General features: G+C 59.7%; 19 protein-coding genes. 14 read left to right on the top strand and 5 right to left on the bottom strand.

Annotated elements, in window-relative coordinates; translation table 11 throughout:
• Positions 1-31: 31 nt before the first annotated feature.
• Together RYC18_RS07520 and RYC18_RS07525 are read left to right on the top strand one after the other, a co-directional pair.
• A complete protein-coding gene (locus RYC18_RS07520; RefSeq protein WP_057401471.1) occupies positions 32-268 on the top strand; it encodes a DUF6124 family protein in 237 nt (78 codons plus the stop codon).
• 184 nt (positions 269-452) lie between these two features.
• Complete coding sequence (locus RYC18_RS07525; RefSeq protein WP_316884793.1) at positions 453-956, top strand: GNAT family N-acetyltransferase; 504 nt, start codon at positions 453-455, stop codon at positions 954-956.
• 15 nt (positions 957-971) lie between these two features.
• On the opposite strand, the gene RYC18_RS07530 is transcribed toward RYC18_RS07525, so the two are convergent.
• The 5 genes from RYC18_RS07530 to RYC18_RS07550 form a co-directional block, all read right to left on the bottom strand.
• Complete coding sequence (locus RYC18_RS07530; protein ID WP_316886128.1) at positions 972-1544, bottom strand: hypothetical protein; 573 nt, start codon at positions 1542-1544, stop codon at positions 972-974.
• A 138-nt stretch (positions 1545-1682) separates the two neighbouring features.
• Positions 1683-2390: a hypothetical protein gene (locus RYC18_RS07535; RefSeq protein ID WP_316886129.1), complete on the bottom strand. Its 708-nt coding sequence runs from the start codon at positions 2388-2390 to the stop codon at positions 1683-1685.
• A gap of 129 nt (positions 2391-2519) precedes the next feature.
• Entirely contained in the window at positions 2520-2969 is a 450-nt protein-coding gene (locus RYC18_RS07540) for a hypothetical protein (protein WP_316884795.1), read from the bottom strand.
• 449 nt (positions 2970-3418) lie between these two features.
• A complete protein-coding gene (locus RYC18_RS07545) occupies positions 3419-4132 on the bottom strand; it encodes a cupin domain-containing protein (protein WP_316884797.1) in 714 nt (237 codons plus the stop codon).
• 300 nt (positions 4133-4432) lie between these two features.
• The gene (locus tag RYC18_RS07550; RefSeq protein WP_057405252.1) at positions 4433-5290 is read right to left on the bottom strand and encodes a GNAT family N-acetyltransferase; all 858 of its coding nucleotides are present in this window, start codon (positions 5288-5290) and stop codon (positions 4433-4435) included.
• Between RYC18_RS07550 and RYC18_RS07555 the strand changes: the two genes are divergently transcribed.
• The 12 genes from RYC18_RS07555 to RYC18_RS07610 all read left to right on the top strand — a co-directional run bounded on the left by RYC18_RS07555 (position 5222) and on the right by RYC18_RS07610 (position 18843).
• The gene (locus tag RYC18_RS07555) at positions 5222-5653 is read left to right on the top strand and encodes a hypothetical protein (RefSeq protein WP_183134533.1); all 432 of its coding nucleotides are present in this window, start codon (positions 5222-5224) and stop codon (positions 5651-5653) included. The genes RYC18_RS07550 and RYC18_RS07555 overlap by 69 nt on opposite strands.
• Positions 5654-5824: 171 nt before the next feature.
• Complete coding sequence (locus RYC18_RS07560) at positions 5825-6493, top strand: haloacid dehalogenase type II (RefSeq protein WP_002555961.1); 669 nt, start codon at positions 5825-5827, stop codon at positions 6491-6493.
• A 67-nt stretch (positions 6494-6560) separates the two neighbouring features.
• Positions 6561-7835: an NAD(P)/FAD-dependent oxidoreductase gene (locus RYC18_RS07565; RefSeq protein WP_005745726.1), complete on the top strand. Its 1275-nt coding sequence runs from the start codon at positions 6561-6563 to the stop codon at positions 7833-7835.
• Between the two features lie 90 nt (positions 7836-7925).
• Positions 7926-9563, top strand: coding sequence for an ABC transporter substrate-binding protein (locus tag RYC18_RS07570; RefSeq protein WP_010193869.1), 1638 nt, complete (start codon positions 7926-7928; stop codon positions 9561-9563).
• Between the two features lie 31 nt (positions 9564-9594).
• Positions 9595-10551 carry an ABC transporter permease gene (locus tag RYC18_RS07575; protein ID WP_002555958.1) on the top strand — a complete coding sequence of 319 codons (957 nt, stop codon included), beginning with the start codon at positions 9595-9597 and terminating at the stop codon, positions 10549-10551.
• Complete coding sequence (locus RYC18_RS07580) at positions 10548-11426, top strand: ABC transporter permease (RefSeq protein WP_004659576.1); 879 nt, start codon at positions 10548-10550, stop codon at positions 11424-11426. The genes RYC18_RS07575 and RYC18_RS07580 overlap by 4 nt, the downstream gene beginning before the upstream one ends.
• Before the next feature lie 2 nt (positions 11427-11428).
• Entirely contained in the window at positions 11429-13270 is a 1842-nt protein-coding gene (locus RYC18_RS07585; RefSeq protein WP_044295764.1) for an ABC transporter ATP-binding protein, read from the top strand.
• On the top strand, positions 13267-13578 hold the full coding sequence (locus RYC18_RS07590; protein WP_002555955.1) for a (2Fe-2S)-binding protein: 312 nt from the start codon (positions 13267-13269) through the stop codon (positions 13576-13578). The genes RYC18_RS07585 and RYC18_RS07590 overlap by 4 nt, the downstream gene beginning before the upstream one ends.
• Positions 13557-14966 carry an NAD(P)/FAD-dependent oxidoreductase gene (locus tag RYC18_RS07595; protein WP_004663167.1) on the top strand — a complete coding sequence of 470 codons (1410 nt, stop codon included), beginning with the start codon at positions 13557-13559 and terminating at the stop codon, positions 14964-14966. Before RYC18_RS07590 ends, RYC18_RS07595 begins: the two co-directional genes overlap by 22 nt.
• On the top strand, positions 14963-16117 hold the full coding sequence (locus RYC18_RS07600) for an FAD-binding oxidoreductase (RefSeq protein WP_316884817.1): 1155 nt from the start codon (positions 14963-14965) through the stop codon (positions 16115-16117). Before RYC18_RS07595 ends, RYC18_RS07600 begins: the two co-directional genes overlap by 4 nt.
• Positions 16114-17271, top strand: coding sequence for an acetylornithine deacetylase (gene argE, locus RYC18_RS07605; protein WP_316884820.1), 1158 nt, complete (start codon positions 16114-16116; stop codon positions 17269-17271). The genes RYC18_RS07600 and argE overlap by 4 nt, the downstream gene beginning before the upstream one ends.
• 114 nt (positions 17272-17385) lie before the next feature.
• The gene (locus RYC18_RS07610) at positions 17386-18843 is read left to right on the top strand and encodes an NAD-dependent succinate-semialdehyde dehydrogenase (protein ID WP_316884823.1); all 1458 of its coding nucleotides are present in this window, start codon (positions 17386-17388) and stop codon (positions 18841-18843) included.
• Positions 18844-18913: the final 70 nt, after the last annotated feature.

The raw sequence follows: 18913 nt of genomic DNA on the forward strand, positions 1-18913 counted from the left end.
AGATGGCTTTCAGTACAGTAGGAGCAAAGCCATGGTCAAACTCACTCCAGACCCACCCTCCAATCTTGAAGAAACGCTTATACGCATATCCGACTTGATGCGTTGCGCTGCAGCCACGGCGCATGAGGCCGGTGATCAGCTCAATGGGCAGGGCCGAGACCTAACGTTAACCGTCATCTATTTGCTTGATATGGCGCAGATGTTGATCGAGCCATCAATCGCAGGTGTCGGAAGGTGTCCACCGCCGGGGTTGGAGAAGCAAGACTGATCGCCTGATTCAAAGGCAACCGTCTTAGGCGTAAGGTCGCCGAAGCCATGTTGTAATTAAACATCTTCGTGTCCGCCCCCACATGCGGACCCCGTAAATGCTCATGAAGACGCTCCGACTTGTCGGGGCGTTTGCTTGTCTGGAATACTCATTTCCATTTGTGACGATGGCAAGGAGGTGGTTTGTGACAGCGACCGGAATTCAGGTACGTCGTTTTGTGCCGAACGATGAGCGAGGTGTGTCGGCATTGATCCTGCCCATCCAGCGTGAAGAATTCGGTATCCCCATCACCGCCGAGGATCAGCCTGATCTGAAGGCGATTCCAGAGTTTTACCAGACCGGCACCGGCGATTTCTGGGTCGCGGTGCAAGGTGATCACGTCGTCGGCAGCATCGCGCTCAAGGACATCGGCTCAGGGCAGGCAGCGCTGCGCAAGATGTTCGTTGCCGCGCCGTTTCGCGGCAAAGAGTTCTCGATTGCAGCCAAGCTGCTGGACCGTTTGATCGAAGAGTCGACTCGCAAAGGCGTGACCGAAGTGTTTCTGGGTACAACCGACAAATTTCTCGCCGCACATAGATTTTATGAGAGGCACGGTTTCCAGGAGATCGCAAAAGAGGATCTGCCTGCGAGCTTTCCGCTAATTGCGGTGGACAGCAAGTTCTACGTGCTGGGTTTGAACCCTGAGTAAAGCTGTGGCCGCAGCTCAGCCCAACGGATTAAACCCGCTCGCCGCACTGCAATAGCGTTGGCGAGTGGCGGATTCAGCGAGACGCTTGCACTCCTCCTTGAAATACACCTTGGCACCCTTGCGACACTCCCGGTATTCGATTGAGCCTCTACGCCAGTTACGGCACACGCTGGTGCCGTCGATTTGAGCATCTGTAACGATCCATTCAGCGTGATAGGTGCGCTTCCTGTCCCACTGCCACACAACGGCCGACTCAACGAATTGCGCCGCTGCGAGCCTTGGCTGCGGCCTTTGCTGTTGTGCCTTGTAGTGGCTCATGTAGCTCGCAGACACCATGCCCTGTGCGGTTGAATTTCGAACTGTCTCTTGGCCTTTGCCGAATCGACAGGTAGCGACTGTTTCGTCGATGAGATTATCCGGTCCCATGCACTCAGACAGCGTTTGGGGGCGGCCCGGCGTCTCGTGTAGTGGTAGCGGAGCAACGGCTGAAGCGTCGGCATCGAAGACAGCAGAAGATAGCGCAGGCGCGGCATCGATTGTTTTCGGCAAATGCCGGTAATGAAACAGGCCGTAAGCGCACAGCCCCATCAGTAAAAGCACCATCAATAGATAGTGCTGGAACGTCGGAGCACTCCTTGACTTGCGGCGCTGAGCACGCGCAATTGTGTCTTCCTCGTCGACACTCAAGTTCTCGGAAGCGTTACGGCGATTCTTCATGTCTTGCAATCAAGCCTCCTGAATACCTGACTGGCTTTTCAGCGCGTTGAAAATGTCCATGGCCGAGCTGTCGTCCGATGTGATGAGCGCGGCGTAATTGGCGGGGTATTGTGCTTTTTCTATGGGTGGCAGCTGGTCGTAGTGGGCGAGAAGCATGACCAGCGTTTGAGTGCTTTTGCCAGTTTCGTTGTATTCGTCGGTATAGCGTTTACACATCGCCCTGTTCCAGTTTTCCTGTTGAACATGGTTTTCGGACGAAGCCGCGCTTCTCTCATTAATGGTGAAGTCGCCACTTTCGTCATACATAACCAACCTCAATTGATCCTGAGATAAGCCTGCGAACGGGTTGGTGCCTGATCCATTCTTGAACGAAGTCGCCTGCCTCGCTCTTTCGAGCCGCGCAGGGTCGTCCGTATCCGGAATCTCTGCGTCGTGCAGTTTCCTATTGGCGTGATAGCTGTTGCCTGCAATTTTGTCACTAATACTGTTTGCCAGAGACCTCAGGCTTTTGAAGTCAAGACTGCTGTCGCGAGCCTGAGCTCGTGCGGCACTACTACTTAATTGACTGGACAATGTCGAGAAGGTGGCACCGTCAATAGCAGATGCAGAATCAAGTTCTTTCAGGCTGGAGTTTAAAGTCGTGGCGGAGGTGCTTTTCTCGACAGTCGTTAGTGCAGTTTTATTGGTGAGGTGTGTGAGGGATGTTGTATCAATCATGCTGCGTCCTCGCGGCAGAGGCCAATCCATGGCTTTATATTCACTCTTTATATCGGCCCAGCCAGACACCGCTTTAGTTTTCCGCTGAAAAGCGTGCGTATCAAAATGCGACACGCACGCTCCGGGGGCTTATTTCATGGTGAATTCAGCAGCCCACGCGTAGGTGGAGAGATTGGTGGCGCGAGACGTCGCCGTGCAGACTGCGCCGCCTTCAGAGTTTGCAGTCCGGTTCCATTTCGGCACCTTGGCCCCGCCTGCACCGGGAAGCTTTATGAAGGTGGTCGAGAATACGCAAACCTTGGAACCCATGACGTAGCGAACACTGGCGTAGCTGGTATCCGGCGAGAGAGTGCTTTGCACCGAGTAAACATTTGAATCTCCAATTTGGACTTTCGGAGCAATAGCCGTTCTGGCATTAAGCCGAGTCGACATTTCGTTGCGAGTGACCGGCTTATACTCCGCCACCTCCGTTCCAAGATTCTTGAACGTCACAGTGACCGGGGGTCCCGCTTGCGCCGTAACGCTGGTGCACAGTGTTGCAAAAGCAAGGGAAGCCAATAAGGTCTTGTTGGTTTTCATAGGGAATAATCCTTGAGTTAAATGAGTAATTTCATATTGATTTTGAATAAGGTAAACGCGAGACGAAACGGGGTAGCGGTCGTTCGTGCCCATACGGATCGTTCAGCTTATAGAGTATCGCGGAGGGTTAGTAAGTCGTGCGCACAGTGAATGCGTCGATCAGATAAAGTATCTCCAGTCAACATGATAGATAAAGGTTAAGCGATGCATAAAGCGCATGAATGCCTTGATGGGCCCGTCAGGAGCAAATTTTAACTTGCTGAAATTAGTTATTGTTTTTTAACACAAGCGACACGGAAGGCAAGTAGGAAACTTCTGATTCTTGGCGCATTGGCGAAAGATATTTTTTATTCTTGTCTTTTAGCGCTGCATTGGATTAACTGCGCTGGCGAGAGCTAAACATGTAAGTATATTGCGCCCTGCAAGACTGAAGGGCGCAATAGCTTTCTTCACGTCACTGCATAAAACTTGCGCACATACCCCGTGCTGGTCCATTTGCAAGGCGCGCCCTGGGCGACGAATACGATGTCGCCTGTGTTCACGGTCAGGCTAGGGCCGTTTTCCAGGCTCAATACTACGCTGCCTTCGATCAGGTTCATCAGCTCATGGATTTTGTGCGGGCGCGAGATGCGCTCGTAGGGTGTGGAGTCCCAGACGCCGATGCGCAAAGTGCTTGCGGTGTCTTCAAACAGGTTGTTGCTGCGGCACTGCGGCAGCGCGCTGATCATGATCGCCGGGTCTGGCGGTGAGGACGGTGTGAGCATGGCGAGGCGGTCCAGAGCGGTAATGCCGGGTTTGTCGGGGCCATTGGCCTGAGTGGATACGCAGAACGCCCAGAGGCTGTCCGGTTGCGCTTCGATACGTACTTGCGTGCCACGACCGATCACGGCACTTTCGCCGGTGCTGATGGTGATGCTGCCGGTGCCAGAGGTCAGCGTGACGCTGCCGCGATGCATCACCAGCATTTCGGTGTAGGGGTAGGCCTCTATCGAGAGCGCCGTACCCAATTCAACGATGCCAGCCGCAATACCCTGTTCATCGACAAATGCAGTGCGGCGGCCACTGTCGAACGGGTCATGCGCATCAATGGGGCCGGTGGTGAATTCGGTATCTACCGGGCTGAGGTCAGCGCGGGCCAATAGCAGGACTGTGGGGTGGGGCATTGGGTTGGGCTCCTGGATGAGAATTTATGATTCATCGATGATCGTTCCAACGCGGTGCGCTTGGCGTTATACCCAACTCTTGTGGGAGCGGACCGGGCGACGCTTCGCTCGTTCGCGAAAGGGCCGGTATATTCTTCGAAAATATATCGCCTGAATTACCGTCTTCGCGAACAAGTTCGCTCCCACTGCAGGTTTCTGCCCAGCCTGCCACTGCGGTTTCAGCCCCGCTTTTAGAGCTCATCCGCACTTTTGTGTAACGCTGAGCGCAGAGCATTGGCACGATGATGTTTTTCCGGGCGATCAGCCGATCGCCTGGGTAATCAGCGCAAACTGGCGCACGCCCTGGCTGGCTTGCGGAACTGCGCCCATGCTCATGCAGGTCACGCTATCGACACGCTTGAGGCCGGCTTCGTCCAGCCAGTCGGCCAGGCCGCAGTCGGTCGGGATGTCAATGCGTACAAAGGCGTAAGGCACTTTGCCCAGCAGTTGCTCGATCATGTGCCTGGCCTGTTCCACCGTCTGGGCGACGACAGGGCCGATGCACAGGCCACGGCCGAACGGGCGCAACAGGGCAAAAGCCTGCAACTGGCCATCGCGTTCGATGCCGACTGCGTGCTCAAGGTTATTGAGCACATCGCCCAGCGTTACCGAACGGTCCATACCCGAACCGGCATTGGCCAGTTCCAGCACGCGAGCATGGTCAGCCTCGCTCAACGCGCGACTGCTTTCCTGTGCTTTCAATGCGGTTGTGTCAGGCAGTTGTGCCTGCCCCTGACGCTGTTGAACCTCACCAAAACTGACGAAGCCCATTTTCTCGTACAGCGGTGCGCCAGCAAGTGTTGCATTGAGGATGGCGGTGCGTGGCGGCACGCAGCCGACAGCAAGCTCCATCAATTTGCGGCCAATGCCCTTGCCTTGATAGTCGTCGCTGACAATCACCAGACCGATAGTGGAAAACTCGCCCTGATGGCAGGCGAAGGCACTGCCGATCAAGCGACCGTTGTGTACTGCAACAAAGCCTTGCGCGACTCGTTGCAGCATGGCCCAGTCTTCCAGTCGATGCGGCCACTTCAGGGCAATGGATAACTCATGAGCGTTACCGACATCGGCTGCGGTCATGGGGCGAAATTCAAAGTCGAGGCGTTGCTGAGCGAGCATGACGTGTCTCCGTCCAGAAGGATGCACCGGCAAAATAAAGGCTGCGGCAAGCTTGCTGTATCCCACCTGATGCGGGCGCTGACAAGAGGTCTGCAAGCATTCGGCAGATTCCACAAACCGCCGTTCGCCAGACCACAGTTACTGCTTAAATCGGGTGGGCACCCGGCAGCAAATGCTTGTGGTTTTTCTTCGGTTTCAGGCTCTTTATATAGCCGCCGGAATTTGCTGCTCGCAGATCACTGGCGCGGCGCAGTTTCTGCGGTGCAAACCCGCGTGCTTGAGCCCGAGCGCCCTGAAAAGGGTCAAAAAAGCGCCGAAAACCGGGCTCTGCCCAAGGCTGGAGCGCCCCGCAAAGTCTGCTGAGCGCGCACCTCAAAACGGTGGTTTCTATCAAGCAGCCATCACTTTTAACGCCATATGCTGATTTCACGGTGTTGTAATGAGGTTGTGCTGCAGCGTGCATCACCGCCCTTGGAAATGAGGCCGGATTGCTCGTCATGCCATGACCTCAACGAACTTTCAGGACCGCACACAATGAGCTTTCTTCGACCAAAATTCATTACGTTCGACTGCTACGGCACGTTGACCAATTTCCACATGGGCACCATGACGCGCGAGCTCTTCGCCGACCGCGTACCGGCCGAACAGATGGATCAGTTCGTCAAGGATTTTTCGGCGTATCGTCTGGATCAGGTCATGGGTGACTGGATGCCGTACGACGAAATTCTCAAGGTTGCACTGGCTCGCACCTGCAAGCGCTGGAACGTTGAATACCGCGAAGAAGGCCAGCTGTATTACGACGCCGTGCCGACCTGGGGCCCACACGCCGATGTGCCCGCCGGTCTGTCGAAAATCGCCGACAAGATCCCGTTGGTGATTTTCTCCAACGCCAGCGACAGCCAGATCATGTCCAACGTCGAAAAGCTCGGCGCGCCGTTCCACAAGGTGTTCACCGCTGACCAGGCCAAGGTCTACAAGCCACGTCTGGCTGCGTTCGAGTTCATGCTCGACAACCTGGGTTGCGGCCCGGAAGACATCTTGCATGTGTCTTCAAGCTTCCGTTACGACCTGTTTTCCGCACACGACATGAAAATCAAGAACAAGGCATTCGTGGCTCGCGGTCATGAACAGCCAGCCAACAGCTTCTACGAATACCACCAGATCCCGGACATTGGCGGGCTGGCCGGGCTGGTCGGCCTCTAAACCGGACAACTCGCGCAACACCGGCATTTTTTCAAGGTGCTCTTCTATGAGTGACAAGGGGAACAGAATGCGCAGTGAGTCTTACTGGCTCGATACGGCTCCAGACTTTACCGGCGCGCAGGACGGCGCAGTGGAGGGGCAGGCTGACGTTGTGGTGGTCGGTGGCGGTTTCACCGGTCTTGCGGCGGCGCGTGCATTGGCCTTGAAAGGTGCCAGCGTGGTGGTTCTGGAGGCTGGCCGGGTGATCGGCGAAGCGTCGGGCCGCAACGGCGGACAGTGCAATACCGGTGTGGCTCAGGACTACGCATCGTTGAGCGCAACCCTGGGGGCCGATCAGGCCCGCGAGTATTACAAGGCTTATGAAAGTGCGGTGCAGAGCGTGGTCACGGTGATCGAGCAGGAAAACATCGCCTGCGACATCAAGCGTAACGGCAAGCTCAAGCTGGCGGCCAAGCCAGGACATTACGAAGGACTGGCGCGTACCTGCGAGCTGATTCGTCGTGAGGTGGATGCCGACGTAGAGTTGCTGTCCGCTGAGGATGTGCGCGGCGAAATCGATTCAAACGAATTCCACGGCGGCCTTTTGCAGCGCAACGGTGTGCAGATGCACGTTGGCCGTTTCGGCCTGGGCCTGGCCGATGCAGCCGTGCGCCACGGCGCAAAGGTGTATCAGGGTGCCACGGTGAAGGACTGGAAAGCCAACCGTGGCGGCTTCGTAGTCAACACCTCGAAAGGCTCCATTCAGGCCGGGCAGGTGTTACTGGCGACCGGTGCCTGCCAGCACGGCGGGTTGGGCTGGTATCGCCGACGCATCGTGCCGGTCGGCAGTTTCGTCATCGTTACCGAAGTGTTGCCGCAGGCGCTGATTGACCAGCTGTTTCCCAACCAGCGCGCTTACGTGACCAGCCGTTTGATCGGCAACTATTTCCGTCTGACCCCGGACAACCGCCTGCTGTTCGGCGGGCGGGCACGCTTCGCCATGTCCAATAGCAGTTCCGATGCCAAGAGCGGCAAGGTGCTGCAAGCGGCGATGGCGCAGATGTTTCCGCAACTGGCGCACGTCAAGGTCGACTACTGCTGGGGCGGACTGGTGGACATGACGTCCGACCGTCTGCCGCGTGCAGGCGAACACAACGGCGTCTTCTACTCGATGGGCTACAGCGGCCATGGTGTGCAGATGTCTGTGCACATGGGGAGGGTGATGGCTGAGGTCATGGAAGGCAAGGCGTTGGCCAATCCCTGGAAAGACCTGAACTGGCCAGCCATTCCCGGCCACTTCGGCAAGCCGTGGTTTCTGCCGCTGGTAGGCGCGTATTACCGCTATCAGGACAGCCGCCACTGAGTTTTTGTTTAACCGTCGTGTGTGCTTGAAGGACGCTCCGGCCAACCGTGAGCAACTCGGAATTTCCCCTTTTCGACAGGTAGAACTGATATGGCTGACAAAAAAACCGACTCCCAGCTGATCACAGGCCAAGACAGCCTGCGTGTTTTCGAAGGTCTCAATCGTGGTCTGTCGCGGCGCGATGCGCTGCGTATGCTGGGTGTTGCAGGTGTGGTTGCGGCGGGCTCCACCAGCCTGTTCGGTGCAGCGGGCAAGGTTTTTGCCGATGACGCCGATGCGCCTGTCAAAGGCAAGCCAGGCGGGCGCATTCGTGTAGCGGGCATGTCCAGCTCCACCGCTGACACACTTGATCCGGCCAAAGGCGCGCTGTCTACCGACTACGTTCGCCATTTCATGTTCTACAACGGTCTGACCCGTTTCGACAGCCATCTGGTTCCGCACATGGAGCTGGCCGAAAAGATCGAAAGCGACAACGCCACGGTCTGGACCGTAACCCTGCGCCAGGGCGTGACCTTCCACAACGGCAAGGCATTGACCGCTGGCGACGTGGTGTTCTCCCTGTCGCGCCACAAGGACCCGGCCACCGGCTCGAAAGTGCTGCCGCTGATGGCGCAGTTTTCCGAGATCAAGGCCACCGGCCCGCTGGAAGTACAGATCACCCTCAGCTCGCCAAACGCCGAATTGCCATCGATCCTCGCGGTTTCGCACCTGCTGATCGTGCCCGAAGGCACCACTGATTTCAGCAAGGGCATCGGTACCGGCCCGTTCACCGTCAAGGAATTCAACCCTGGCGTGCGCTCGGTCAGTGCGCGCAACCCTAACTACTGGAAGCCAGGCCTGCCGTACCTGGACGAGATCGAATTCATTGCCATTGCCGACGAGCCGTCGCGGGTCAACGCGCTGCTGTCCGGCGACGTGCACATGATCAACGAGGTCAACCCGCGTTCGACCACACGCATCGCGGCCAGCGCCAAGCACCGCGTTGTGGATGCGCCGTCCGGCAACTACACCGACCTGATCATTCGCCAGGACCAGATGCCCGGCAAGAGCCCGGAATTCACCGAGGCCATGAAGTACCTGCTGGACCGTGAGCAGGTCAAATCGGCAGTGTTCCGTGGCTATGCCCGCGTCGGTAACGACCACCCGATTGCGCCCGGCTCGCGCTACTTCAACGCTGACCTGCCGCAACGCGCCTATGACCCGGAAAAGGCCAAATTCCTGCTCAAGAAAGCCGGCATGGAAAAAATCACCATGGCCGTAGCGGCATCGCCTGCTGCGACCGGTTCGGTGGACATCGCCGTGCTGCTGCAACAGTCGGCCAAACAGGCCGGGCTGACGCTCAACGTCAACCGCCTGCCGAGCGATGGCTACTGGTCCAACCACTGGATGAAGCACCCGCTGAGCTTCGGCAACATCAACCCGCGACCGAACGCCGACGTGATCTTCTCGCAGTTCTTCCAGTCCTCGGCACCGTGGAACGAATCCGGCTGGAAAAACGATCAGTTCGACCAGTTGCTGCTGCTGGCCCGCGGGGAAACCGACGACGCCAAGCGCGCCAAAATGTACGGCGACATGCAGACCCTGGTAAGCCAGAACTGCGGCATCGGCATCCCCGTGTTCATCAGCAACATCGACGGCGTGGACAAGCGCGTTCAGGGCTATTCCAGCAACCCGCTGGGCGGCTTCATGGGCTACATGTTCAGCGAGCAGGTTTGGCTGGACGCGTAAATGCAACGCTGAACCGAGCAGGAGGATGCAGATGAATAGCAACACACTCTGGTTGATCGTGCAGCGCTTCGGCGCGGCGATCGTGACGTTGTTGATCGTTTCCATCGTGGTCTTCGCCATTACGGCGGTGTTGCCTGGAGACGCGGCACAACAGGCCCTTGGGCAATTCGCGACGCCTGAACAGGTCGCCGCATTGCGTACAAAGCTGGGCCTGGATCAGCCAGGTGTGGTGCGTTATCTGCATTGGTTGACCAACCTGCTCGGCGGCAACTTCGGTGAGTCAGTGTCCAACGCGATGCCGGTGTCCGAGCTGATTGCCGGGCGCTTTCCGAAAACCCTGATGCTGTCGGCAACCACCGCGCTGGTCTCGGTACCGCTAGCGCTGGCACTGGGCATTGGCGCAGCGATGTACCGCGGCAGCCGCCTTGATGGTGCGCTGAGTTTCATCACGCTGACACTGGTGGCGGTGCCCGAATTTCTGGTGGCAACCCTGGCGGTGCTGATTTTCGCCGTTAACCTGGGCTGGCTATCGGCGTTGTCGTATGGCGGTGACGTCAGCTCGCCGTGGCAGTTCATGCGCACTTACGCGTTGCCGGTGATGACGCTGTGCTGCGTGATCGTGGCGCAAATGGCGCGCATGACCCGCGCTGCGGTCATCGACCAACTGGACAGCCCGTATGTGGAAATGGCCCGCCTCAAGGGCGTCAGCCCGGTGCGTATCGTGCTGCGCCACGCCTTGCCCAACGCTATCGGGCCCATCGTCAACGCGGTGGCGCTGAGCCTTTCCTACCTGCTGGGTGGGGTGGTTATCGTTGAAACCATCTTCAACTATCCCGGCATCGCCAGCCTGATGGTCGACGCTGTAACCAACCGTGACATGGCGTTGGTTCAAGGCTGCACCATGCTGTTCTGCTCCGCTTACCTGGGTCTGGTGCTGATGGCCGACCTGTGTGCAATTCTTTCCAATCCGAGGCTGAGAACCCAATGACTCAATTCATTGCGAAATCGACGCCTGAAGCGCCGGCACCGGTGCTGCGCAAAAAAGCGTCCCGCCCCACCTCATGGCTTGGCCTGCTGGGCGCAACGGTGTGCTTCATCTGGCTGATGGTCGCGCTGTTCGGTCCTTGGCTTGCGCCGCATGCTGTCGGCGAAGTGGTTTCCGACAACATGTTTGAAAACATGAGCGCGCTTTATCCGTTCGGCACTGATTACCTGGGCCGCGACATGCTCAGCCGGGTGCTGGTCGGCGCGCGCTTCACGGTGGGCCTGGCGCTGATTTCGGCGGTGCTGGCGAGCGGCATCGGCACGCTTTGCGCGCTGTTGTCAGTGGTCGCGCCAAAATGGCTGGACGAAATCATCAGTCGCCTGATGGACGCGTTCATCTCGATCCCCAGCAAAATGCTGGCGCTGATCATGGTCTCGGCGTTCGGCTCGTCCGAGGTGCTGCTGATCTGTACGGCGGTATTGAGCTACACGCCGGGAGCGTTTCGTATCGCGCGCAGCCTGGCGGTGAATATCGAAGCGCTGGAATACGTGCAAGTGGCGCGCACACGCGGCGAGGGTCGTATCTACATTGCCTGCCGGGAAATTCTGCCGAACATGCTCAACCCGGTCATGACCGACCTGGGGCTGCGTTTTGGCTTCATCGTGTTACTGCTCAGCGGCATGAGCTTTCTGGGGCTTGGTGTGCAGCCGCCCGATGCCGACCTTGGCTCGCTGGTACGCGAGAACATCGGCGGACTGAGTCAAGGCGCGCCGGCCATCGTGATACCTGCGCTGGCCATCGGCACGCTGACCATCGGTGTCAACCTGTTCATCGACCGGCTCGCCTCACGGCGCGGTCGCCGCTCGGGAGGGCATTGAAAATGAGCCAGTTGATTCGTGTGCAAGACCTGCGCGTGGTTGCCGATGGCGATCAGGGCGAGCTGGAGATCGTCAAAGGCGTCAGCTTCGCGCTGGAAAAAGGCGAAGTGCTGGCGTTGATTGGCGAGTCCGGCTCGGGCAAGACGACTATTGCGCTGGCCCTGTTGGGGTATGCCAGACGCGGCTGCAAACTGGCCGGCGGTGTGGTTCAGGTGGGCGAGCACGACATGCTCAGCCTGCCCGAAAGCCAGTTGCAGGGCCTGCGCGGCAACCGTGTTTCCTACATTGCGCAAAGTGCCGCGGCGGCTTTCAACCCGGCAAAAAAACTTATTGATCAGGTTATCGAAGGCGCGCTGATTCATGGTCTGGGCAGTCGTGCAGACCTGCAAGCCAAGGCCGTAGAACTGTTCCGCGACCTGGCCTTGCCCAACCCGGAAAGCATCGGCCAGCGTTACCCGCATCAGGTTTCGGGCGGTCAGTTGCAGCGCGTGATGGCAGCCATGGCGCTGATCAGCGACCCTTTGCTGGTGATCCTCGACGAGCCGACCACGGCGCTGGACGTCACCACGCAGATCGACGTGCTGCGCGCCTTCAAGCGGGTGGTGCGCGAGCGCGGTGCGACGGCAGTCTATGTCTCTCACGACCTTGCCGTCGTGGCGCAGATGGCTGATCAGATCGTGGTGCTCAATGGCGGGCGGATTATCGAGCAGAGCAGCACTGCGGCGCTGCTCAAAGGCCCGGAAGACGCCTACACCCGCAGCCTGCTGGCAGCGGCGCGGCCCGACAAAGTACTGAAACCGGCCAGCGAGGTGGTCAAGGACAGCACGTTGCTGACCATCAGGGGCCTGACTGCTGGCTACGGCAAAAAGAACCTGCAAGGCATGCCGATGATTCGCGTGCTGGAAGACATCGACCTGACCATTCGCCGTGGCCAGGCCATTGGCGTGATCGGTGAGTCCGGCTCGGGCAAGTCGACCCTGGCCCGTGTGGTCGCCGGTCTTCTGGACCCGGCGCACGGCAGCCTGACATTCGACGGTGCCGACTTGTCCGGCACCTTGGCGGGACGCACCGAAGAGCAATTTCGGCGCATCCAGATGGTGTTCCAGAACGCCGACACCGCGCTCAACCCGATGCACAGCATCAGCGCAATTCTGGCGCGCCCGCTGAAGATGTATTTCGGCCTGAAGGGCAAAGCCCTGCGCGATCGCATCGACGAACTGATGGACCTGGTGCGCCTGCCCCGTGAACTGGCAGAGCGGCGCCCCAACGAACTGTCGGGCGGGCAGAAACAACGCGTCAACCTGGCCCGCGCGTTGGCGGCCAAGCCGGACCTGATCCTCTGTGATGAAGTGACCTCGGCGCTGGATACCGTGGTGGGCGCGTGCATCCTTGAACTGCTCGGCGAACTGCGCCGCAAGCTGGGTGTTTCCTACCTGTTCATCAGCCATGACATTTCCACCGTCCGCGCGTTGTGCGACGACATTGTGGTGATGTACAGCGGCCACAAGGTCGAAGAGGGCAGCCGCGAAGCGTTCAGCCGTGTGCCATTCCATCCGTACACCGACCTGCTGGTGCACTCAGTGCCAGAACTGCGTCAGGGCTGGCTGGAAACCTGTGGTGTGACCAGCGGCAAGCTGCCACCCATCAGCGCCCCGGCCAACAACCCCGAGCTGTGCACCTTTCTCAACCGTTGCCCGGCCCGTGTCGAAGGCCTGTGCAACAAGACTGCCCCGAGCCGTCGCATGATCGCAGGCGGCAGCGAAATCCTCTGCCATCGCGACAGCGACGAGCTGCAGGCCGTGCAAGAAAACCTTAATCCTGTGACCGTGGGAGCCTACGCATGAGTGGCCGTTTTGTGAGACTGGGCGAACGTGATCGCCCGGTTGTGAGCCTGATGGTCGATGGCGCGCCCATAGAAGCATTGCAGGGCGACACCTTGATGGTGGCGTTGCTGACCCGCAAAGCCACGCTGCGCCAGTCCGAGTTCGACTCCGGACGTCGTGCCGGTTTTTGCCTGATGGGCGCCTGTCAGGATTGCTGGGTCTGGACCCGCAACGGCGAGCGCCTGCGCGCCTGCTCCAACGAAGTCCGCGACGGACTCGATATCGTCACCACCCAACCGGAGGCGAAATGGCCACTTCTTCACGGTTAGACGTTCAGAACCCTGCCAGCCCGAGAGTCGTCATCATTGGCGCTGGCCCAGCGGGCACCCGTTGCGCCGAAACCTTGCTGGCGGCGGGCATCAAACCGATTCTGATCGACGAAAACCGGCGCGACGGCGGGCAGATCTATCGCCGTCAGCCAGAAGGCTTCAAGCGCGATTATTCAGCGTTGTATGGCACCGAAGCAGCCAAGGCGCGTGACCTGCACGAAAGCTTTGATCGCCTGCGCGCACAAATCGACTATCGCCCCGACACACTGGCCTGGAACCTCACGCATGGCGAGCTGTGCTGTGCCAGCCAGGGCGTTCATACCGTGGTGGAATACGACGCACTGATCCTGTGTGCCGGGGCCACCGACCGGCTGATGCCGATCAAGGGCTGGCAACTGGCAGGCACCTACAGCCTGGGCGGCTCACAGATCGCGCTCAAGTCGCAGTCGGTGTCCATCGGCAGTCGGGTGGTGTTCATGGGTAGCGGACCGTTGCTTTACCTGGTCGCCAGCCAGTACGTCAAAGCCGGTGCCGATGTGGCCGCTGTGCTCGACACCTCGCCGTTCAGCAAGCGCATCGGCGCGATGCCCAAATTGCTCGCGCGCCCTGGCTTGCTGTTCAACGGCATGAAACTGCTGGCCCAGTTGTACAGCGCTAAAGTGCCGGTGCACCTGGGCGTGCAGCCCGAAGAAATTATCGGCAGCGAGCAGGACGGTGTGACCGGCGTGCGCGTGAAGCTCGCCAACGGTAACTCGCTGACCGTCGATTGCGATGCATTGGCGCTGGGTTATCACCTGCGCCCGGAAACTCAACTGGCTGACCTGGCCGGATGCCAACTGCGTTTCGACGACGCGTCCGGGCAATGGGTGCTGGCGGTCGACGAAGACGGTCGCACCTCGGTGAACGGCGTTTATGCAGCGGGCGACGGCGCAAAAATCCGTGGTGCCGATGCTGCCGAACAGGCAGGGCGATTGGCGGCGATGGCGTTGCTGGACGATCTTGGCCGGCCTGTGGATAACTCGCGCCGCGAAGAGGTGCGCAAGAATCTGCAGGTCATGGACCGCTTCCGTGTCGGGCTGACCGAAGCGTTTCCCTGGCCTGCTGCCCAGGCAGCTGCGTTGCCCGATGAGGCGATTGTCTGCCGCTGCGAGATGATCAGCGCCGGTGAATTGCGCGGCGTGGTGCGTGAAAAAGGCGCATGCGAAGTCAACCGCGCCAAGGCTTTCAGTCGCGTTGGCATGGGCCGTTGCCAAGGCCGTTATTGCTCGCAGGCCGGTGCCGAAGTAATCGCTGCCCAGGCCGGTGTGCCGGTCGAGCAGGTCGGTCGTCAGCGCGGGCAGGCACCGGTCAAACCGCTGTCGATGCTGGTGGACGAGGTGGCCTCATGAAACAACCGAAAGTGGATGTGCTGATTGTCGGTGGCGGCTTCATGGGCTCGGCGTCGGCGTTCTTTCTGCGTCAGCGCGGCAAGTCGGTGACCCTGCTGGAGCGCGACGTGATCGGCCAGTACGCCAGCGGCGTCAACTTCGGCAACGTACGGCGCCAAGGCCGGCACCTCGGTCAGCTGGAACTGGCCAACCGCTCCAGAGCACTGTGGCAGCGGTTGCCTGAGCTGATCGGCGAAGACCTGGAGTTTCTGCCCAGCGGGCACATGCGCGTCTGCTATCGCGAGGATGAAATCGCTGAGCTGGAAGCTTATGCAGCGGCCCCGGAGGCCCGTGAGCTGGACCTGAAAATCTACAGCGGCAAGGCACTGCACGAGCGTTTCGGGTTTCTCGGGCCGGACGTAAAGGGCGGCTCCTACGCGCCGCACGATGGCCACGCCAACCCACGTCTGGCTGCACCGGCTTTTGCGCGCGCAGCGATTCGTGCCGGGGCGCGCATCGAAGAGCGTACCGAAGTGGCGCACGTGGAAAAGGTCGGTAACGAATTTGAAGTCACCACCACTGACGGGCGCATTTTTACTGCCGATCAATTATTGATCACCGCAGGTGCCTGGGGGCAAAAACTCTCCGCGCAGTTTGGCGAGCCCGTACCGCTGGAAACCAATGGCCCGCAGATGGCTGTGACCGAACCGGTGCCTTATGCGCTGCCGACCGTCATCGGCGTGTTTACCAAAATCCCTCACGAAGTGATCTACTTTCGGCAGATCGCGCGTGGCAACATCGTCATCGGCGGTGGTTTTCGCAGCAAGCCGGACATGGTAAACCGCCGCGCCTACGTCGAACCGCGCAGCATCATTAATCAGGTGCAGCAGATGCGTCGGCTGTTGCCCGGTGTCGGCAACCTGAACATCATCCGCGTGTGGAGCGGCATTGAAGGCTACACGCCGGACTCGCTGCCGGTGATGGGCCGCAGCGGTAAGGTCGATGGCCTGTTCTATGCATTTGCCTTCTGCGGTCACGGCTTCCAGCTCGGTCCGGGCGTGGGCGACGTGATGGCTGAACTGATCAGCACCGGTAAGACCAGCACCTCGATCAGCCCGTTCGACATTCGCCGTTTTGAAATCGTTACCGAAAAAGCGAGTAAAGCCTCATGAGCCCCCGCGCCCTGGAAATTCTCAAACGCCTGATCGCCTTCGACACCGTGTCTTCGGAGCCGAACATGGCACTGATCGAATACGTCCGTGAACTGCTGGCCAGCAAGGGCATCGAGTCGTTGATCGTCAAGGACGAGACCGGCAAGAAGGCCAACCTGTTCGCCAGCACCGGCCCGCGTGATGTACCCGGCGTGCTGCTGTCCGGCCACACCGACGTGGTTCCTGCTGCTGGCCAGGCGTGGACGATGCCGCCATTTCAGGCGACCCTGCGCGACGGGCGCATCTACGGTCGTGGCACCTGCGACATGAAGGGTTTCATTGCCCTGGCCATCGACGCGATGCTCGATGCCGCGGACATGACCCTGATCCGTCCGCTGCAACTGGCGCTGTCCCACGATGAAGAGATCGGCTGTGTCGGCGTGCGGCGGCTGCTGGATGTGTTGCATCTGGCACCGGTACGCCCGTTCCTGTGCGTGGTTGGCGAGCCGACCCTGATGCAGTTCGCTGTCGGTCACAAGGGCAAGGCGTCCTATCGCACCTTCTGTCGAGGCCAGGAGGCACATTCCTCGCTGGCCCCAAGAGCGGTCAACGCGATTCACCTGGCCAGCGATTTCATCGCCGAGCTGCGCAAGAGCCAGAAGCAGATCGAACAGCAGGGCGCGCGTGACGACGGTTACGACATTCCTTACAGCACCGTGCACATCGGCCGTATCGATGGCGGTAAGGCGCTGAACATTGTGCCCAACCTGTGCACCATGGAATTCGAATACCGCAACCTGCCGGGCGACAATCCCGACGTGCTGCTGGAGCAACTGCGCGAGCGCGCCGAAGTGCTGGTACGCGAGGCGAAACAATTGTCGGGCGTGGCCGCTATCGAAATAGAAGTGATGAACGAGTACCCGGCACTGGAGACTCATCCGAGTGTGGAAGCAGTGCGCATGCTGCACGCATTTGCCGAACCGGGCACTCAGCACATCAAGGTCTCCTATGGCACTGAAGGGGGTCTGTTCGCCGGGCGGCTCAACGTGCCGGTGGTGGTGTGCGGGCCAGGCTCTATCGAGCAGGCACACAAGCCGGACGAGTTTATCGAGGAGAGCCAGATGAACGCGGGTGAGCGCTTTCTGCAAACCCTGCTGGGCTCGTTGAAGCAGTAGAGGCTGCCGTCCGAGAGCAAATTTCAGCATCGGACGCTGCCGTTATCCTGCTTTCAGCATCCTGGACTGCGGCGCCTGCCTAGACTGGCAGGTATCCCGAAACAGGACTCGACCATGCTCAAGAATCAGTTGAAAGACCCCAGCCTGCTGGTAGACCGCGCCTACGTCGATGGGCAATGGATCAGCGCTGACGATGGTGCAACCCTGACCATCAGCGACCCGGCGACCGGCGAAATGATCGCGCAGGTTCCGGCCCTGAATGGCCCTGAAACCCGTCGCGCCATCGAAGCTGCGGATCGTGCATGGCCCGCCTGGCGCGCACGTCCCGCTGCCGAGCGCGCGGCCCTGCTGGAGCGCTGGCATCAGGCGATGCTCGATAACGTCGAAGACCTGGCGCTGATCATGACCCTTGAGCAGGGCAAGCCGCTGAACGAATCACGCGGCGAGATCCGCTATGGCGCCAGCTTCGTCAAATGGTTCGCTGAAGAGGCGCGCCGCTCCTACGGTGAAACCATCCCCGCGCCCAGCGCAGACCGCCGTTTGATGACCCTCAAGCAGCCGGTGGGTGTGTGCGCCGCAATCACCCCATGGAATTTTCCCAACGCAATGATCACCCGCAAGTGCGCGCCAGCCTTGGCTGCCGGGTGCCCGATCATCGTCAAGCCATCGGACCTCACGCCTTTGTCGGCGCTGGCGCTGGCGGTATTGGCCGAACGCGTGGGTATTCCTGCCGGTGTGTTCAACGTCATTACCGGCATGCCCACAGGCATTGGCGAAGAACTCACCGGCAACCCGGTGGTGCGCAAGATTTCCTTTACCGGCTCGACCCCGGTCGGCCGCTTGCTGATGCGCCAGAGCGCCGAACACATCAAGCGTCTGAGCCTCGAACTGGGCGGCAACGCGCCCTTCATCGTGTTTGACGACGCGGACCTGGAACAGGCGGTGACGGGCATCATGCTCAGCAAATTCCGCAACGCCGGGCAGACCTGCGTGTGCGCCAACCGGATTCTGGTGCAAGACGGCATCTACGACCGTTTTGCTGCACGGCTGGTAGAGGAAGTGAGCAAACTCAAGGTCGGCAACGGCCTGGAAGAGGGCGTGACCATTGGCCCGCTGATCAACCCGGCGGCGGTCAGCAAGGTTACCCGGCACATTGATGATGCGCTGAGCCAGGGCGCGAAGTTGCTGCATGGCGGCCGTCCCGATGGCACCAGTCAATTCGTCCAGCCAACGGTATTGGGGGAAACCCATGCGGGCATGTTGCTGGCCAACGAAGAAACCTTCGGGCCTGTTGCGCCACTGATGCGCTTCACCGACGAAGCCGAAGCGCTGGCACTGGCCAACGCCACGCCTTATGGCCTTGGCGCGTACTACTTCACCCAGGACCTGCGTCGCTCATGGCGTTTCGGCGAGGCGCTGGAGTTCGGCATGGTCGGCCTCAACACCGGCATCATCTCCATGGAAGTCGCCCCCTTCGGTGGCGTCAAACAATCCGGCCTTGGCCGCGAAGGCTCCAGCTACGGCCTGGATGAATACCTGGAAGTGAAGGCGTTTCATGTGGGGGGGTTGTAGCGTTCAGAACGGCGTACCAACGCGGAGCGTCGGCACGATAGTTGAGATTATCGTTCCTCACGCTCCAGCG

Origin of the sequence: Pseudomonas syringae group sp. 247E2 (genome assembly GCF_032587795.1) — a bacterium.
GTDB classification, from domain to species: domain Bacteria; phylum Pseudomonadota; class Gammaproteobacteria; order Pseudomonadales; family Pseudomonadaceae; genus Aquipseudomonas; species Aquipseudomonas amygdali.

Excerpts from the sequence above, each read along its gene's own strand:
- RYC18_RS07520 (WP_057401471.1), top strand. The coding sequence starts at position 32 with ATGGTCAAACTCACTCCAGACCCACCCTCCAATCTTGAAGAAACGCTT.
- RYC18_RS07530 (WP_316886128.1), bottom strand. The coding sequence starts at position 1,544 with ATGGGGCTGTGCGCTTACGGCCTGTTTCATTACCGGCATTTGCCGAAA.
- RYC18_RS07535 (WP_316886129.1), bottom strand. The coding sequence starts at position 2,390 with ATGATTGATACAACATCCCTCACACACCTCACCAATAAAACTGCACTA.
- RYC18_RS07540 (WP_316884795.1), bottom strand. The coding sequence starts at position 2,969 with ATGAAAACCAACAAGACCTTATTGGCTTCCCTTGCTTTTGCAACACTG.
- RYC18_RS07545 (WP_316884797.1), bottom strand. The coding sequence starts at position 4,132 with ATGCCCCACCCCACAGTCCTGCTATTGGCCCGCGCTGACCTCAGCCCG.
- RYC18_RS07555 (WP_183134533.1), top strand. The coding sequence starts at position 5,222 with ATGAGCGTTACCGACATCGGCTGCGGTCATGGGGCGAAATTCAAAGTC.
- RYC18_RS07550 (WP_057405252.1), bottom strand. The coding sequence starts at position 5,290 with ATGCTCGCTCAGCAACGCCTCGACTTTGAATTTCGCCCCATGACCGCA.
- RYC18_RS07560 (WP_002555961.1), top strand. The coding sequence starts at position 5,825 with ATGAGCTTTCTTCGACCAAAATTCATTACGTTCGACTGCTACGGCACG.
- RYC18_RS07565 (WP_005745726.1), top strand. The coding sequence starts at position 6,561 with ATGCGCAGTGAGTCTTACTGGCTCGATACGGCTCCAGACTTTACCGGC.
- RYC18_RS07570 (WP_010193869.1), top strand. The coding sequence starts at position 7,926 with ATGGCTGACAAAAAAACCGACTCCCAGCTGATCACAGGCCAAGACAGC.
- RYC18_RS07575 (WP_002555958.1), top strand. The coding sequence starts at position 9,595 with ATGAATAGCAACACACTCTGGTTGATCGTGCAGCGCTTCGGCGCGGCG.
- RYC18_RS07580 (WP_004659576.1), top strand. The coding sequence starts at position 10,548 with ATGACTCAATTCATTGCGAAATCGACGCCTGAAGCGCCGGCACCGGTG.
- RYC18_RS07585 (WP_044295764.1), top strand. The coding sequence starts at position 11,429 with ATGAGCCAGTTGATTCGTGTGCAAGACCTGCGCGTGGTTGCCGATGGC.
- RYC18_RS07590 (WP_002555955.1), top strand. The coding sequence starts at position 13,267 with ATGAGTGGCCGTTTTGTGAGACTGGGCGAACGTGATCGCCCGGTTGTG.
- RYC18_RS07595 (WP_004663167.1), top strand. The coding sequence starts at position 13,557 with ATGGCCACTTCTTCACGGTTAGACGTTCAGAACCCTGCCAGCCCGAGA.
- RYC18_RS07600 (WP_316884817.1), top strand. The coding sequence starts at position 14,963 with ATGAAACAACCGAAAGTGGATGTGCTGATTGTCGGTGGCGGCTTCATG.
- argE (WP_316884820.1), top strand. The coding sequence starts at position 16,114 with ATGAGCCCCCGCGCCCTGGAAATTCTCAAACGCCTGATCGCCTTCGAC.
- RYC18_RS07610 (WP_316884823.1), top strand. The coding sequence starts at position 17,386 with ATGCTCAAGAATCAGTTGAAAGACCCCAGCCTGCTGGTAGACCGCGCC.